Raw genomic sequence first — 14986 nt, 5'->3', positions numbered from 1 at the left:
CCAGTGATGCCGTTCGACGGAGGGGTGCTCGGTCCGTGGCAGTGCGTGGTGTCAGGGCTCGTCGTTGAGCGTGGTGATGGCTCTGACGGGTGACAGGATCAGCCACAGGGCGGCGGAGACGCCGGCAAGGCCGGCGAGGACGAGGGTGGGACGCAGCCCGATGGTGGTGCCCAGCCAGCCGCCGATCAGCGCACCCAGGGGGCGGATGCCGTAGTTGATGGTGCTGTACGCGCCGGCCGTCCGCCCCCGGGCGTCGTCGGGCGTGACCTTGGTGATCAGGGCGTTGAGGTTGATGTCCATGAGCATGACGCCGACCGAGGAGACGAACTCGACCGCGGCGAGCAACGCGATCTTCGCCCAGGTCGGGCCGCTGCCCAGCGCCAGCAGTGCCAGCGGCGCCGGGAAGAGCGCGGTGCCGATGATGGCGGTGCGGCCGACGCCGATCGCTCGGGTCACCCGCGGGGCCAGGGCCGCGCCGGCCAGGCCGCCGAGGGCGCCGCCACCCATGCCCAGTCCGATGGCGCCCGCCGACAGGCCCAGCTCGCGGTTGGCGTAGAGCACCAGCAGCGCCGACGCGATGAAGGTGAAGAAGTTGACGGTGGTGGTGGCGCCGAGGGCGGCGCGCAGCACGCGGTGTCTCAGCAGCAGCGCCAGCCCGTCCCGGATCAGCGCGCGGGTCGACGAGTGGTTCGGTGCCTTCGGTGCCTCGCCGGCCGGGATGCGCCGGATCAGCAGCGCGGATCCCAGGAACGACAGGGCGTCGGCGGCGAGCGCGACGGGTGCGGTCAGGAGTTGGATGAGCGCGCCGCCGAGGGCGGGACCGGCGACGAACGATCCGGCTCGACTCAGACTGAGCTTGCTGTTGGCGTCGATGTAGGCCGCGCTCGGCACGAGCGTGACGAAGAACGACGGGTAGGCCATGCTGAACAGCACCGCGCCGGCGCCGCTGAGCACCGCGACGACGAACAGCTGGGTCAGGCTGACCATGTCGAGCAGGTAGGCGACGGGCAGGCTGAACAGCACGGCCGCGCGGGCCAGGTCCGCGATGATCAGCAGCCGCCGCTTGTGCGTACGCCGGTCGACCCAGGCGCCGACGAACACGCCGAGCAGGTACGGCAGCCAGATCAGGGCGGTGAGCAGGCCGACCTGGCCGGGGGTCGCGGCCAGCATGGTGACCGCGATGAGCGGGAGGGCGAGTTCGGTGATCCGGTCACCGAACTGCGAGATCGTCTGGGCCAGCCAGAACGCCCGGAAGTGCCGCCCGGCCCGGACCGTGCCGGCCGGGGCGGCGGTGACGGCGCTCATGCCTCGGTCTGCTCGTCGCCGTCGGACTCCGGCAGGACGTACTGCAGCAGCCGTACGCCCCGAGCCCCGGCCGGCGCCTCGGCCTCCGGGCGCTGCACGTATCTGGCGATCAGGGCTTCGACGTCCTCTTTGAGCTGCTGCATCTCCTCGGCGGTGAGCATGATCCGGGTGTTGGCCAGGCCCGCGGCCCGCCGCCACCCGGTGTCCAGCCGCGGCTCGTCGTGCAGCAGCCACTGCTGCGGCAGCTCGGCGCTCTGGGCGAACATCTCGCCCTGGAGTTGGCGTGCCGCGTTCTGCCCGTCGGCGTCGTCGGGCAGGTCGAACCGGAACCCCTTGGCCGCCGCCTGCCACCAGCGCTCGCGCCGGTTGGTGGCCCCGTCCCAGTCGGCCACCAGCCCGAACGAGGCCAGGTGGCGCAGGTGCCAGCTGACCACCGAGGGGGTGGCGCCCACGTGCGGCGACAGTTGGGTCGCGGTGGCCGGGCCATGGCGTTGGAGATGGCCCAGGACGGCCAGTCGAACGGGATGCGCGAGGGCCCGCAGCGCCTGCGGGTCGGTGATCTCGAAGTCCCCGTACGGATTTTTGAGAGACATGTTTCGAAAGTAGTCTCTCACGTCGCCGCTGGCAACGATGAGATTTCGCTTCGAGGCCTGGACGGGTCCGGTCAGTGCTTCTTCTTCGCCGGCTCATCGCGGTGGCCGACGATGTGCGGGGACGCGGCCAGCAGGTACACCGCGAGCGTCATCACGATCAGGCCGATGGCCTCCACCGAGATCGCCCCCGGGGTCAGCCGCAGCGTCCCACCGAGCACGCCGATGCCGACCGCGATACCGGCGAGCGGCTCGGCCGCGGCGAGCGGTGGATAGGCGACGGACAGCGGGGCGAGGTCGTACGCGCTCTGCGCGAGCAGCGTGCCCAGCAGTCCGATCAGCACCACGGCGTACGGCTGCCAGCTGGTCAGCAGCGCCAGCAGCCCCTGGGTGAACAGCCGGTGCGAGGCCGACTGGGTCAGCGCGGACTGGAGCCCGAACAGCATGCCCGCCCCGATCGCCAGCATCGGCGCTTCCTGGTTGGGGCGCAGCCGGCGCGCGGTGCGGACGAGTGCCCAGGTCAGCGCGCCGATGGCGGCCGCCGCCACCGCCCAGTCCCAGGCGGGCACGCCCTCCGGGTTGCCCGGTCCGGGACTGCCTGCCACCAGGAAGGCGACCATGCCGACGGTGACCGCGGACGCCACCGCCCAGTCCCGCCGCCGCAGCGGGCGCCGGGTCCACAGCGCCGCGACCGACAGGGCGAACAGCAGGCGCAGCACCAGGACGGGCTGCACCAGCACGACCGAGCCTTGGCCGAGGGCGAGACCGCTGAGCGCGCCGCCCATCAGGGTCGCGGCGAGACCCAGCAGCCACAGGCGCTGCCGGGCGAGATGCCACAGCAGTCCCACGTGCAGCGCCAGGCCGTCCGGGGCCTGGAAGGCGACCCGCTGCTGGATGACCGAGCCGGTCCCGAGCAGCAGGGCGGCGCCGAGCGCAAGGATGAAGACCACCGAAGGGCGTACCCCTTCTTCTCCGTCCGATGCGCCGGGCCGGCGCCGAGCCGTCGGCCCTCGTCCGCGGCTGCCGGCGGATGAAGTTGCGGAACGAATGGGTGAGGAATCGTCTCACCAATTCCGCTGCCGCTGGAAAGGCAACGAGCGGCTGCCGGCCGCCCGACTAATGGACTTCGGTGAGGATTTCGTAGATACCGGCCACCCGCAGTTGCTTTTGCACAAAAGCGCTGAGTTCACGTACGACCAACGTCGTGCCGAGTTGCTGGGCGGCCCGATGAGCGGAAAGAAGGGTCGTCAAGCCGGTGGAGTCGAGGAACGTCACATGCAGCATGTCGACCACCAGCTTGGGCGGACGTCGTCGGTTGACCTCGTTCACGACAGCGGCCAGGAGTTCGGCGGAGGTGGAGACATCGATTTCACCGCGGACATGGAGCAGCGTTGTGCCGTCCGCCGCGAAAGACGTACTGATGGTGAAGTTACTCACGAGTCCCGTGTTCTTTCATGCGTCGATTCCCTCGTGGCTCGCCGTTGTTCCAGCACCATATGCTGCTGCCTGCCCACTCAGAGATTGTCCTCTGACAAGGAACCTGAGCGGGGCTTTTGCCAGCCACCCTGACTATGCCGCCGAGGCGGCCCGATACGGGCAGATCGCCGGGCTGAGCGGGCGGTGGCCGACCCGCCATCGTCCCGGGCCGCGCCACATCGGGTACGCGGTGCTGCCGTCGGGGAGCCGGAACGGCTCGTGGGCGACGTAGCCGTGCCGCGCGTACAGGTCTCGCTCGGCGATCGTGGTCGCCTCCGCGTAGGCGGGGAGCAGGGCCTGGCCCATCCGCGCGTTGCTCGTGGTGAGCAGTGCGGTGGCCCGCCTGATCCGGTGCGGGTTCGGCGCGACCGTGAAGAACGCCAGGTGGTTGTGGGGATTGGCGGGCCGGTGGGTGGCCAGGACGTCGTCGAGGTGGAGGAACCGGTCCAGGTAGTCGCCGCAGGCGACGGCGAGCCGCTCGCCGTACTCGGTCGACGGTGGGACGGGACCGTACCGGTGCAGCCATACCGCGGCGGCGGAGTGGCCGGGCAGGAGGTAGGCCTCGCCGCAGAGGAGAGCGTGCTCGATCCAGAGGCGGATGGTGGCGGTGAGCACGTCACGTCGGTGGCGTTCGTCGGGTACCAGCCACGCGCCGACGGTGCTGCCGGCGAAGGGGTCGACGACGAGCGCGACGATGTCGGGGATGTCCTGCCAACGGGCGCGGCAGACGGGCAGTGTGCGGTGCACGAAGTTCTCCTGGTTGCAGGTGGTCGGTGGACGGCCGAGCGGTCCCGGTTGCGAGCGGACCAAGGCGGCGGCAGTTGGGCTTCAGCGCGGTGACGGCAGCTGTGCCGGTGCGGGGACTCGAGATCGACCAGGAATCCGGTTGAGCAGGCACGAGCGCACCAGGCGCGGTCACCCACTCACCCCCCGGCCCCGCCGCTGCCGTCTCCGTCGGCGGCAGCGGCCCGGGATGCTCAGGCGGGTCTGGGGTCCGGTCGGTACGAGGGGTCCGCGAGCGGGTCGCACCCACCGGCGCACAGGCCGAGTAGATGCAGGTCCGGGGCCCAGGAGGGCTGGCACGCGTCGGCCGGGAGGCTGATCCCGCCGTGGGCGGAGCCGCTGGCGGCGGTGCGGGCGGGAGCGGTAGGCGTCGCGCCGGGGGTGTGGCCGGGGTGGCCCGGCCATCGCACCCGCGTCAGCGCGGCGGCATCCGGTGGCTCCGCGCCGCGGCCCGCGGGCGGTGACCAGCGGGGCGGTGCCGGGGGCGCCGGATAGTTGGCGGCCACCGGTGGCGCCGGGCGGCCGAGCGCGGTGGGTGCGGTGACCGCCGGCGTGCCGGCGGCCACCGCCGGCGGCGCGGCCCCGACCGGGTCGGTGGGCGCGGCGGGTGGGCCGATGATCGGCTGGGTCAGGTCGAGGACCGGGTCCAGGGCCGGCGGCAGCACGTCCACGATCGGCTCGACCAGCGGCCGGAGCACACTGCCGACCGGTTTCAGCAGCCGTGCCTCGGCGACTTCCGCAACGACGGGCGAGGCGAGGTCCACGACCCGACCGGTCACCGATGTGGTCGCTTCGACGACGGTGTCCGCGCTCGGGCGGACGGGGGCCTGCGGCGCGGGCCGTGCCGGTGCCGGCACCCGCGCGGGCGGGACATTCGCCGAAACTCGCCTCGGTGGCTGGCGCCTGTTCACCGCGCCGCTCTCGGCGGCGGATGCTTCACCCTCGCTGTGCGAACCGGGCGCGGAGTGCGGCGTGCAGCTCAGGACACCGCCGAGGATCCGGTCGGCGCCGTCGAGCGCGTCCCCGAGGAGGCAGGACCGAGTCGGCGCGGCAGCCTGAGCCGGGTCAGCCGCGACCGTGTCGGACAGGCCCCAGACGGCGAGAACGCCGCCGAACAGGAGGATGCCACGCAGCGTCCACCTGGTCAGTCGGCCTCGACACCGCGACAACGGGCACCTCCGGAGGGAGCACCTCTGCTCACGCCACGACCCCCGATTGTGCCCGGCGTGACCGTCCGGGCACCCTCCGACACACGGGCTGGCTGATTGCCGTCGCGGTTTCCGGGTACGCAGGCGGGTCTTGACGAGTCGAGGGAGGCCCGATGAGTGACACCGTCGGAGCTGGCGGGCCCGCGGGGCGGGGCGCCCCGGTCGAGCGCCTGGCGGCGGACGTGGCCGACGTGGTCCGCGAGGAGGTGCGGGCGGTGCGGGCGCAGCTGACCGACGCCGCCCGGCCGGCGGGTGTCGGTTTCCTGCTGCTGGCCGCCGCCGGCGGGTGCGTGGTGCTGGGGATCGGGGCGGCCTCGACGACCACGCTGCGGATGCTGGAGGCGATGCTGCCGCGGCGGATGGCGGCGGCGGGGCTGACCGCCGGCTACCTCGCGGCAGCCGTGTTCCTCGGCGGCCTGGGCCTGCAGCGGCTGCGTACCGCGGGCGGCAGCTCGGCACGCCTGGCCGACCAGGTCGGGAACGCCGTGTCGAGCACCGCTGGTCGGGTCATGCCCGCCGGCACCTCCGCCGCCCGCGACGGCTGGGAGCGATGACACGACCGGCGCCGTGCCGGCCGGAACCGGCCGCGGGCAGCAGCGCCGGGCAGGGAACCGCAGGGGAGGGAGCAGCCATGGGGGACAAGCACGAGCAGGCGGAACAGATGCGGCCCGAGGTGCCGTCGACCGTCGCCCGCTCCGACGACAAGGCGGTACGCACCTACAAGAAGACCCTGGAGTCGGCCGAGGAGACCTACGGCGACGGGGAGCGGGCGCACCGGACCGCGTTCGCCTCGCTGAAGCACACCCACGAGAAGGTCGGCGACCACTGGGAGCCGAAGGAGCACAAGGGGCCGTCGGACCCGCAGGCGGCGCTGGGCACACCGGAGTCGGCGCAACGGCGGCGGCCCACCGCGCAGGGCGTGGACGTCAACGCCAGCAAGGGCCACCTCGACGAGGTGGCCCGGAAGGTGGGCATCGAGGACCCGCAGAACCTGAACAAGGACGACCTGGTCCGGGCGATCGACAAGGCGAACGCGCGGGCCACCGCCCGGGCCCGCAAACGCTGAGCCGGACCGGCCCCGGCAGGGCGGTGCGGGTACGCGTGGCGGCCGGCCGAGCTACAGCCGCAACCGGCTGGCGCGCTGGTACGTGTCGGCCGGATCCTCGCCCTCGGTGAGGTCGACGTCCTCGACGACCCGTCCGTCGTTGAGGCGGATCAACCGGTCGCAGCGGGCAGCGATGGCCCGCTCGTGGGTGGCGAGCAGGATCGTCATGCCGTGCCGGTCGCGCAGGTCGAGCAGCAGGTCGAGGATCTGTGCACCAGTCGTCGAGTCCAGGTTTCCGGTCGGTTCGTCCGCGAGCAGCAGCCGGGGCGCACCCATCAGGGCCCGGGCGATCGCCACCCGCTGTTGCTGACCGCCGGAGAGCTGGGCGGGCAGCGCCCGTTCCCGGCCGGCCAGCCCCACCGCCGCCAGGAGCTCCCGGGCCCGGGTCGGGTGGTCGCCGCGTCCCCGTCGAGGTAGCACCGGCGCGATCACGTTGTCCAGCACGGTGAGCGCCGGCAGCAGGTGGTAGCGCTGGAAGACGAAACCGACCCGCTGCCGGTAGCGGGCCAGGGCGGCCCGGCGCAGCGCGGTGACCTCGACGTCGTCCACCGTCACGGTCCCCCGGTCGGCCTGCTCGATCGCGCCGATCATGTGCAGCAGGGTGGACTTGCCGGAGCCGCTCGGCCCGGTCAGCGCGACGACCGAGCCCGGTGCGATCTCCAGCGACACGTCGTCGATGGCGGTGAGCCGCTCGGCGCCGGTGCGGAACTGCCGGACCAGTCCCGATGCCCGGACCGCGCTGCCGGGGGTCGCGTCCATGGTCACTCCTCTGCGAGTAGTCGTGCGGTGGGGAGGCGGTGCAGCAGCGCGGCCGGGACGAGCGCGGCGAGGCAGGTGACCAGCATCCCGGCCAGTGCCACGGCGGTCGCCACCAGCAGCAGCGACGGGGGCAGCTCGCCGACCAGCCAGGCCGCCCCGCCCAGGCCCAGGCCCGCGCCGGTGAGCGCGCCGAGCGCGCCGAGGAGCAGTCCCTCGTAGCCGATCAGGCGGCGCAGCGCGGCGTCGGTCCAGCCGGTGGCCCGCAGCGCCGCCAGTTCGGCGGCGCGGTCGCGGATGTTCAGGTAGAGCACGTCGGCCACCGCGGCCGCCCCCAGCAGCACCGTCGCCACCGCAGCCATGGCGTCCGCGCCGCGCACGCTCAGCGACACGGTGTCGCCGAGCAGGCTGCCGACGATGGCGCCGCGGAAGGCGTACGCGGCGGCGGCGACCACGGTCAGCGCGGCCACCCCGATGGCCAGCGCGCCCGCGCCGAGCAGGGTGCGACCAGGGGCACGGACCAGGTTCACCAGGGCCAGGCCGGGCAGCGAGCGGGGTCGGCGTACCCAGCGGGCGGTGGCCACCGGCGGGCGCAGCGCGGCGGCCGGGTGGGCGCGCGCGGCCCGCAGCGCCGGCGCCAGGCCCGCGACCAGCGCCAGCAGCAGGGCCACCGGTACGGCGAGCAGCGCTCGCCGCCAGTCGAGGGCGATGTCCAGCGCGGCGCCGAGCGGGAACGCCAAGCCGACCGAGAGCAGCCCGGCGGCCAGCCCCAGCGCGGTGACCTCACCGAGGATCAGCGCCCCGATCCGGCGCGCCGGCCAGCCGAGGCAGGCGAGCACCGCCAGCTCGGGGCGGCGGTCCCGAACGGCGGCGGAGACCGCGTTGCCGAGGAACAGCACGCAGACCACCAGCACCAGCACGAAGAGCGCGGCGCTCTTGCGGTCCACCGCCTTGACGATCGCGGAGGCCACCCCGAGCGCGGACCAGTTCTCGGTCAGCCGCAGCTCCGGCCGGCCGAACGCGCCGGCGGGCAGCTCCACGGTCTGCGGAGCCGGCGACGAACCGAGGGTGATGTCCACGTCCAGACCGGTCTCGGTGGCGATCCGTTCGGCGATCAGCCGGACCCGCTCGGCCGAGCGCTCGCTGTAGCCGTGCACGTCGGCGACCCGGACCCGGATGGCGCTGATCGGCGCCGTCAACTGCCGGCTGGTGCCGCCTTTCAGCAGCTCCGGCACGCTGGCCAGATTGGTGAGCAGCAGCGGCGGTGCCGAGAGGTAGCCGGCCGGGTTGCCGCTCGGCTCCAGCGGCTGCCCATCCAGCGCGTCGCGGCTGCGCGCGTCGGCGCCCTCCGCCACGGGCGGCTCGTACGTCTCCAGGGGCACCTTGCCCAGGTCGCTGAAGCCGGTCAGCTTCGCCGGATCGAACACCCCCACCGCCCGCCAGAACCGGAACGGGGTCAGGGCCCCTCCCGTCGGCAGCGGGAGTGCGCGCAGCGGGCGGCTCGGGGTGTCGTCGGACAGCCAGGGCCGGGGGAGCGGACTGAAGGCCCTCTCGTCGCCGTACACCTTGGGGTCGATCGGCGGCAGCGCGCGGGCCCGGAGTGTGCCGTCGGGCTGGCGGTCGTATTCCACCGTGCCGGCCTGCAGCACCGACTGGACCTGCCCGAAGCAGCACCCCGTCTCCGAGATCCCCTCGGCCAGTTGGGCCTGGAACGCGTCGGCCACCTCGGACCGGTCGGATCCCACCCGGACCCCCGTGGCCTGACTCAGGGTCTGTTCGAGATCCTCAGCCGGGATCCCGGCGGCCCGCACCCCGGGCAGGCGGGTAAGGGTGGTGCGCAGCGCCCCGTCGAGAAACGGACGGCTGGTGGTCAGCACCGGGAGCGTCCGGTTGAGCGCCGTGCCCCGAGTGAGCTCGGTGACCGTGTCGTCGGTCCGGAGCGCGCGACCCTGCACCACCGCCTCGGCCAGCCCGGCCAGGCGTTCCTCGGCGGCGGGATCGACCGCGGCCAGCAGGAACGGCACGATCACCTGGTGGGTGAGCACCAGGCGATCGGCGGTGGTGGCGAAACCGTCGTCGTCGGAGAGCACGCCGCTGCGGGCCTCGAACCGTCCGTCGGGCAGCAGCCGGACCGTGTCCACCTGCCACCTGTCACGTTCGTTGAAGGACACGTCGTAGTTGGTCAGGTCGCCGAACTCCGGATCGCAGACCGGTAGCGTCCGGCCGTCCGGCAGCACCTCGCGCGGCACCAGTCCGCACAGACCCGACCACGGGTAGGCGTGGCCGTCGGAGTACTCGAGCGGCTGGTCGGGGGCGGGGATGACGTCCAGCCGCGGATAGATCACCGGCCGCTTCGTGACGTACACGAAACGGGGCTTGCCGGTGGCGGTGGAGAGCCCGCGCTCGGCGAGGTAGGTGGGCTCGACCCGGATCACCTGCCGTTCCAGTGACCGGTCGACCGCGTCGGTGGCGTCGAACCGGACGGGCACCGGTGTGGTCGAGTAGCCGAGCATCGCGATCGGGGCGGCCACGTCGACCCCCGCGACCGCCCGCACCTGGTCGTACTGTGCGGTGGTGATGCCACCGAAGAGGCCGGAGAGGTAGTTGGGGCGGACCAGCCCGCGTTCGGCCTCCAGGGCGGTGCGCGTCCCCTTCGGACGGACCAGGATGTCGTAGGCGGCCCGGGTGTCCCGCTCGACGGCGCCGGTCACCGCCAGGCGGGAGGTGGTGGTGGCGCCGGTGAGGACGACGAAACCGGTGGTGGCCACCAGTACGCCGACCAGCAGCGCCACCGACCGTCCCGCACGGCCGCGCAGCTGCCTCCAGACGAAGTTGAGCATGTCGCGCCTCCCCGTGTGCTGCCCCACACTCTGCGCGATACATTGTGACAATGCAAGACCCCTACGGGCCGGACACGCCCAGCCCGGATTGGAGGAGACGGTGGCGATCCAGCACGCGGTCCTGGCCCTGCTCGCCCGGGGCCCCAGCTACGGCTACGAGCTGAAGAGCGCCTTCGAGGCGGCCGTCGGCCCACAGTGGGGGCCGCTCAACATCGGCCATCTCTACCAGATCCTCGACCGGCTCTCCCGCGACGAGCTGGTGGTCGCCGAGCGGCAGCCCCAGCCGGTCAAACCCGACCGGGTCGTCTATGAGATCACCCCGGCCGGCCGCGCCGAGCTGGACCGGTGGCTCGCCGAGCCCAGCCCCCGCAGCGGCGGATTCCGGGACGACTTCTTCCTCAAGGTCACCGCCGCCGCCCGCTCCGGCGCCGAGGCAACCGTCCGGACCGTGCTCGGCAACCAGCGCGGCCACCTCATGCGGGAGCTGCGCAACCTCGACGGGCTGCGCCGCAGGACCGACGACCCGCTGGTCCGACTGCTGCTCTCGGCCGCCACCCGGCACGTCGAGGCCGATCTCGCCTTCGTCGACGACGCCGAAGCGGCGCTGCTCGCCGACGGTGGCGCGCTGCTCGCCACCCTGGCCGCCGACCGCACCGGGACGGCGGCGGACGCCGCCGGCGAGGCCCGCGCCGCCGGCTGAGCTGGTCAGGAGAGGCGCTCGATCGTGGCGGGGACCAGACCATGGCCGCGCGCCACGGCGACGAGCTGACGGAGCACCCAGGGCAGCGCGTCGCCGCCGGCCGGCTCGGACGTCACGTCGAGGCACCAGGCGATGCCGCCGCCGATGCGCCGGAGGTCCCAGCGGACGTTCGTGTCGTTGACCCGGAGTCGCCCGGTGCCGACCACACCGGGTCGCGCCCCGTCCGGGTCGTCCAGCCGGAGCAGCGCGCCCAGCCGGGTCAACCGGCCGTCGTCCAGTTCGCCGGCGAAGAGGATCCGGTGGACGTCCGGCCCGGCGTTCAACCGCAGCGGCGCCCCGGTGGCGAGCGGAACGTCGTCCTGGAAGTGGCCGCGCAGCTCCTGCTCGCCAGGCAGGGTGCCGCCGCCGAGCCGGCGGTAGGTCGCCTCGGCGTCGGCCCGGTCGACGGCCGCCAGGCGGGCGCGCAGCCGCGGTTCGGTGCGGACCGCCCGGGCGTACGCGGCCGAGCTCCACCAGCCACCGTCGGCCGGCGTCCAACCGGCGCTACGCAGCCGTGCCGCGGACAGGTCGTCGGCCAGGACGAACTCCTCGACCAGCAGGCCCGCCGGCTGGCCGGGGTCCGCCTCGGCGCGCAGGACGTAGTAGTCGAGCAGGGCGCTGCTGGTGTGCCGGGCGGCGGTTTCCCTGGTCATCTCGGGACCGTACTCCCGCGCGTCGGCGGATCAGGGGAACGACACCGCGCCGGGGTGGCAGCGGGGGCGGGGCTTGCCCGGCGGGCGGCCCGCGCGGATGCTGAGATGTATCGATCCCCAACGATTGAAGAGGAGCTCTGGATGCGTCGCCTGCCACTCGTCGCGCTCGTCCTGGCCGCTCTGCTCGTCGGCACCCCGGCCGCCGCCCAGGCCCGGCCCGGCCCGGACCGCGCCACCGCGGTGCTCGCGGAGATGCGTACCCCCGGCACCGCCTGGGTCCTCGACCCGGCCACCGGCCGGATGACCCTCACCGTCGACGGCACCGTCACCGGGGCCGAGCTGGCGGCGCTGCGGGACGCGGCGGCCCGCGGCGGCGCCGTGCTCCGCCGGGAGCCCGGCCGGTTGCGCCCCCTGATCGCCGGCGGCCAGGCCGTCTACGGTGGCGGCAGTCGCTGCTCGCTCGGCGCCAACGTCCGCAGCGGCAGCACCTACTACTTCGTCACCGCCGGGCACTGCACCAGCCTCGCCGGCACCTGGTACGCCGACAGCGCGCACACCACAGTGCTCGGCCCCGTGACCGGCAGCAGCTTCCCCGGCAACGATTACGGCGTGGTGCGCTACACCGGCGCGGTCGACCACCCCAGCGCCATCTACACCTATCCGGGCATGCTCACCATCTACCGCGCCGGCAACGCGTACGTCGGTCAAAGGGTCTGCCGCAGCGGCGCCACCACCGGCGTGCGGTGCGGCAGCGTCACGGCGCTGAACGCGACCGTCAACTACGCTGAGGGCACGGTGTACGGGCTGATCCGGACCAACATCTGCGCGGAGCCCGGCGACAGCGGCGGTCCGCTCTACGACCCCTCGACCGGCACGATCCTCGGCATCCTCTCCGGTGGCAGCGGGAACTGCGCGAGCGGCGGCACCAGCTACTACCAGCCGATCGGGGAGATCCTCACCGCGTACGGCCTGACCATCCCCTGAGCCGGCCCGGCAAGCCCGGTGGGGTGCCGGGCGGGCAGCGGCGACGCCGCCCGCCCGGCGAAGCCGGTCAGCAGACATTCCGCCGGAGAGCCAGGGCGCGGGCCGGCCGCGGCGCGAGCGGTCAGCGGGCCACCGAGACGGCCGTGACGACCAGACCCGCGGCGACCAGGTACCGGCCGCGCAGCTCGGTCAGCGGCGGGCCGCCGTCCGCACGCGTGCCGTCCACCAGCAGCCGGGCCGCGAAGGCTCCAGTGGCGGGGTCGATGGACAGCTCGGCGTCCTCGAAGCCGAGCCAGCGCCCGGTCAGCGGGTACCACGCCTTGTAGACCGACTCCTTGGCGCTGAACAGCAACCGGTCCCAATGCACGCCCGGGTCGGCGTCGGCGAGGCGGCCCAGCAGGTCCGGCTCACCGGCGACGGTCACCAGCGCGCCCACGCCGTCCGGCAGCCGAGCGTGCGGTTCCGCGTCGATGCCGAGGCCGGCCAGCTCGGTGACCCGGCCGACCGCCGCGGCCCGGTAGCCGGCGCAGTGGGTGATGCTGCCGACCACGCCCGCCGGCCACACCGGTTCCCGCCGCGGGCCGGAGCGGATCGGGGCCGGGGCGTACCCGAGGCGGGCGAGGGCCTCCCGGGCGCACCGGCGGGCGGTGACGAACTCGCGTCGGCGGGTCTCCACCGCCCTCGCGACGAGATCCTCCTCGCCCGGGTACGGGGACTCACCGGGAAGATCCGAGAACGCCTCGACGGGTACGGCAGCCGGCGGCAGCAGCGCCTCGATCACGCCGCACCGCCCAGGATCCGCCGCATCGGTCGCGGCTCACCACCGCGCCGGGTCCACTCGCGCGGGTAGCCCAGCGACACCTCCTCGAAACGCACCCCGTCGTAGTGCGTGGTGCGCGGGATGTGCAGGTGCCCGTAGACCGCGACGACGGCCCGGTGGCGGACGTGCCAGTCCGCGGTCCGGTCGGTGCCGCACCACTGCGCGAACTCCGGGTACCACAGGACCTCGGTGGGTTCGCGGACCAGCGGCCAGTGGCTGACCAGCACCGTCGGCAGCGCCGGGTCGACGGCGGCCAGCCGCCGCTCGGTCTCGGCGAGCCGGGCCCAGCACCAGGACTCGCGGTCCGGGTACGGGTCGGGGTGCAGCAGCAGCTCGTCGGTGCAGACCACCCCGGCGTCGTACGCGCGCTGCAGCGACGCCTCCTTCGACGTGGTGCCGGGCGCCCGGAACGAGTAGTCGTACAACTGGAACAGCGGCGCGACGGTGACCGGCCCGCCGTCGCCGTGCCACACCGGATAGTCGTCCTCCGGGGTCAGCACGCCGAGGTCGCGGCACATCCGGACCAGCGCGTCATACCGGTCCCGGCCGCGCAGCTGCACCGGGTCGGCCGGGTGCGTCCAGAGCTCGTGGTTGCCCGGCACCCAGATCACCCTGGCGAACCGGTCGCGGAGCTGGCGCAACGTCCGCTCCACGTGGCCGAACAGCTCGGCGACGTCGCCGGCCACGATGAGCCAGTCGTCCGTCGACTCCGGTCGCAGGCCGTCCACGATGCGGCGGTTCTCGGCGTACGACACATGGAGGTCACTGACCGCCAACAGCGAACCCGTCACCCGGTCGATCTTGCCACTGTCGGCCGGGGCGGGACAGGTGCGCTTGTGCGACATCCGCCGGAGAACGATGATGGGCCGCATCGGTGTCGCGACCCCGGCGGCGAGCAGGGCCGTACGGGCTGAAACGTCGACTCTTCACGGAAGGGACGACGGCTTGCACCCGATGCTGCGTCGACTCGACGAGCTCGCCGCTCACCTCGCCACCCGGCCGGACACCGTGGCGCTGCTCGGCCTCGGCTCGGCCGGCGCCGAGCACGACCGGCTGGACGCCCACTCCGACCTGGACTTCTTCCTCGTCGTCGCGGACGGCGCGGTGCCCCGCTACGTCGAGTCGATCGACTGGCTGGCCGCGCCCGGTCCGGTGGCGTACAGCTTCGCCAACGAACGCAACGGCCGCAAGGCGCGCTACGCCGACGGGATCTTCGTGGAGTACGCGGTCTTCACCGTGGACGAGTTGCGGCGCCTGCCGTTCACCGGCGCCCGGGTGGTGTGGCAGCGGCCCGACGCGCCCGCCGGGCTGGCCGAGTGCGGCCCACCGGCCCGCCCTGCCACGCCGTACGACACCGTCGAGTTCCACCTCAACGAGGCGCTCACCAACCTCTACGTCGGCCTGCACCGCGAGCTGCGCGGGGAACGGCTCACCGCGGCGCGGTTCATCCAGTCGTACGCGGTGGACCGGGTGCTCGCCCTGCTGCGGCTCACCGCTCCGGCGGCGGCGCACCGGCGGGACCCGTTCGACTCGAGCCGCCGGGTCGAGCGGGCGTACCCGCCGGAGGTGCTGCCGCTGGCCGAGATGGTGCCCGGCTACCGGGGCAACCGAGAGGCGGCCCGGGTCACGCTGGGCTGGCTGGAGCAGCGGTTCCCGGTCGACCCGGTGATCGCCGGCGCCGTCCGGGCCCTCCTGGACGAATGACGGGTGACTGCGGCGGTCAGCCC

The 14986-nt window shown here is 73.7% G+C and carries 16 protein-coding genes; 5 read left to right on the top strand and 11 right to left on the bottom strand.

Translation table 11 applies throughout. From position 1 onward, the window contains the following. Positions 1–51 precede the first annotated feature (51 nt). The 6 genes from ACFYML_RS07095 to ACFYML_RS07070 form a co-directional block, all read right to left on the bottom strand. Positions 52–1305, bottom strand: coding sequence for an MFS transporter (locus ACFYML_RS07095; RefSeq protein WP_387419710.1), 1254 nt, complete (start codon positions 1303–1305; stop codon positions 52–54). Then, positions 1302–1898, bottom strand: a complete 597-nt coding sequence (locus tag ACFYML_RS07090) for a helix-turn-helix domain-containing protein (protein WP_387419709.1) — start codon at positions 1896–1898, stop codon at positions 1302–1304. Before ACFYML_RS07090 ends, ACFYML_RS07095 begins: the two co-directional genes overlap by 4 nt. 71 nt (positions 1899–1969) lie before the next feature. Further along, complete coding sequence (locus ACFYML_RS07085; RefSeq protein WP_073838199.1) at positions 1970–2845, bottom strand: DMT family transporter; 876 nt, start codon at positions 2843–2845, stop codon at positions 1970–1972. 166 nt (positions 2846–3011) lie between these two features. Then, positions 3012–3332: an STAS domain-containing protein gene (locus ACFYML_RS07080; protein WP_357446949.1), complete on the bottom strand. Its 321-nt coding sequence runs from the start codon at positions 3330–3332 to the stop codon at positions 3012–3014. Positions 3333–3464: 132 nt separating this feature from the next. Then, complete coding sequence (locus ACFYML_RS07075; RefSeq protein WP_387419708.1) at positions 3465–4118, bottom strand: hypothetical protein; 654 nt, start codon at positions 4116–4118, stop codon at positions 3465–3467. A 230-nt stretch (positions 4119–4348) separates the two neighbouring features. Continuing rightward, positions 4349–4933, bottom strand: coding sequence for a hypothetical protein (locus ACFYML_RS07070; protein ID WP_387419706.1), 585 nt, complete (start codon positions 4931–4933; stop codon positions 4349–4351). Positions 4934–5475: 542 nt separating this feature from the next. On the opposite strand from ACFYML_RS07070, the gene ACFYML_RS07065 reads away from it, so the two are divergent. Both ACFYML_RS07065 and ACFYML_RS07060 read left to right on the top strand, forming a co-directional pair. Further along, complete coding sequence (locus tag ACFYML_RS07065) at positions 5476–5916, top strand: phage holin family protein (RefSeq protein ID WP_387419705.1); 441 nt, start codon at positions 5476–5478, stop codon at positions 5914–5916. Between the two features lie 77 nt (positions 5917–5993). Continuing rightward, positions 5994–6428, top strand: a complete 435-nt coding sequence (locus ACFYML_RS07060) for a ChaB family protein (protein ID WP_387419704.1) — start codon at positions 5994–5996, stop codon at positions 6426–6428. A gap of 51 nt (positions 6429–6479) precedes the next feature. Here the strand turns inward: ACFYML_RS07060 and ACFYML_RS07055 are convergent, their stop codons facing one another. After that, on the bottom strand, positions 6480–7226 hold the full coding sequence (locus ACFYML_RS07055) for an ABC transporter ATP-binding protein (RefSeq protein WP_387419703.1): 747 nt from the start codon (positions 7224–7226) through the stop codon (positions 6480–6482). Between the two features lie 2 nt (positions 7227–7228). Beyond that, positions 7229–10063, bottom strand: coding sequence for an FtsX-like permease family protein (locus ACFYML_RS07050; protein WP_387419702.1), 2835 nt, complete (start codon positions 10061–10063; stop codon positions 7229–7231). A gap of 100 nt (positions 10064–10163) precedes the next feature. On the opposite strand from ACFYML_RS07050, the gene ACFYML_RS07045 reads away from it, so the two are divergent. Continuing rightward, on the top strand, positions 10164–10763 hold the full coding sequence (locus ACFYML_RS07045; protein WP_387419701.1) for a PadR family transcriptional regulator: 600 nt from the start codon (positions 10164–10166) through the stop codon (positions 10761–10763). 5 nt (positions 10764–10768) lie between these two features. On the opposite strand, the gene ACFYML_RS07040 is transcribed toward ACFYML_RS07045, so the two are convergent. After that, positions 10769–11455: a hypothetical protein gene (locus ACFYML_RS07040; RefSeq protein ID WP_387419700.1), complete on the bottom strand. Its 687-nt coding sequence runs from the start codon at positions 11453–11455 to the stop codon at positions 10769–10771. A 141-nt stretch (positions 11456–11596) separates the two neighbouring features. On the opposite strand from ACFYML_RS07040, the gene ACFYML_RS07035 reads away from it, so the two are divergent. Then, the gene (locus tag ACFYML_RS07035) at positions 11597–12439 is read left to right on the top strand and encodes a S1 family peptidase (RefSeq protein ID WP_387419699.1); all 843 of its coding nucleotides are present in this window, start codon (positions 11597–11599) and stop codon (positions 12437–12439) included. Positions 12440–12560: 121 nt separating this feature from the next. Here the strand turns inward: ACFYML_RS07035 and ACFYML_RS07030 are convergent, their stop codons facing one another. Together ACFYML_RS07030 and ACFYML_RS07025 are read right to left on the bottom strand one after the other, a co-directional pair. Continuing rightward, the gene (locus ACFYML_RS07030; RefSeq protein WP_387419698.1) at positions 12561–13220 is read right to left on the bottom strand and encodes a 4'-phosphopantetheinyl transferase; all 660 of its coding nucleotides are present in this window, start codon (positions 13218–13220) and stop codon (positions 12561–12563) included. Then, entirely contained in the window at positions 13217–14104 is an 888-nt protein-coding gene (locus ACFYML_RS07025; RefSeq protein WP_387419697.1) for a metallophosphoesterase family protein, read from the bottom strand. The genes ACFYML_RS07030 and ACFYML_RS07025 overlap by 4 nt, the downstream gene beginning before the upstream one ends. 109 nt (positions 14105–14213) lie before the next feature. On the opposite strand from ACFYML_RS07025, the gene ACFYML_RS07020 reads away from it, so the two are divergent. Beyond that, positions 14214–14963, top strand: a complete 750-nt coding sequence (locus ACFYML_RS07020) for a hypothetical protein (protein WP_387419696.1) — start codon at positions 14214–14216, stop codon at positions 14961–14963. Positions 14964–14986: the final 23 nt, after the last annotated feature.

Origin of the sequence: Micromonospora sp. NPDC007230, assembly GCF_042869115.1 — a bacterium.
GTDB lineage: Bacteria > Actinomycetota > Actinomycetes > Mycobacteriales > Micromonosporaceae > Micromonospora.
The sequence above is the reverse complement of the archived record's forward strand: the minus strand, read 5'-3'. Positions and strand labels throughout refer to the sequence as shown.

Excerpts from the sequence above, each read along its gene's own strand:
- ACFYML_RS07040 (WP_387419700.1), bottom strand. The coding sequence starts at position 11,455 with ATGACCAGGGAAACCGCCGCCCGGCACACCAGCAGCGCCCTGCTCGAC.
- ACFYML_RS07055 (WP_387419703.1), bottom strand. The coding sequence starts at position 7,226 with ATGGACGCGACCCCCGGCAGCGCGGTCCGGGCATCGGGACTGGTCCGG.
- ACFYML_RS07095 (WP_387419710.1), bottom strand. The coding sequence starts at position 1,305 with ATGAGCGCCGTCACCGCCGCCCCGGCCGGCACGGTCCGGGCCGGGCGG.
- ACFYML_RS07060 (WP_387419704.1), top strand. The coding sequence starts at position 5,994 with ATGGGGGACAAGCACGAGCAGGCGGAACAGATGCGGCCCGAGGTGCCG.
- ACFYML_RS07050 (WP_387419702.1), bottom strand. The coding sequence starts at position 10,063 with ATGCTCAACTTCGTCTGGAGGCAGCTGCGCGGCCGTGCGGGACGGTCG.
- ACFYML_RS07090 (WP_387419709.1), bottom strand. The coding sequence starts at position 1,898 with ATGTCTCTCAAAAATCCGTACGGGGACTTCGAGATCACCGACCCGCAG.
- ACFYML_RS07065 (WP_387419705.1), top strand. The coding sequence starts at position 5,476 with ATGAGTGACACCGTCGGAGCTGGCGGGCCCGCGGGGCGGGGCGCCCCG.
- ACFYML_RS07025 (WP_387419697.1), bottom strand. The coding sequence starts at position 14,104 with ATGTCGCACAAGCGCACCTGTCCCGCCCCGGCCGACAGTGGCAAGATC.
- ACFYML_RS07035 (WP_387419699.1), top strand. The coding sequence starts at position 11,597 with ATGCGTCGCCTGCCACTCGTCGCGCTCGTCCTGGCCGCTCTGCTCGTC.
- ACFYML_RS07020 (WP_387419696.1), top strand. The coding sequence starts at position 14,214 with ATGCTGCGTCGACTCGACGAGCTCGCCGCTCACCTCGCCACCCGGCCG.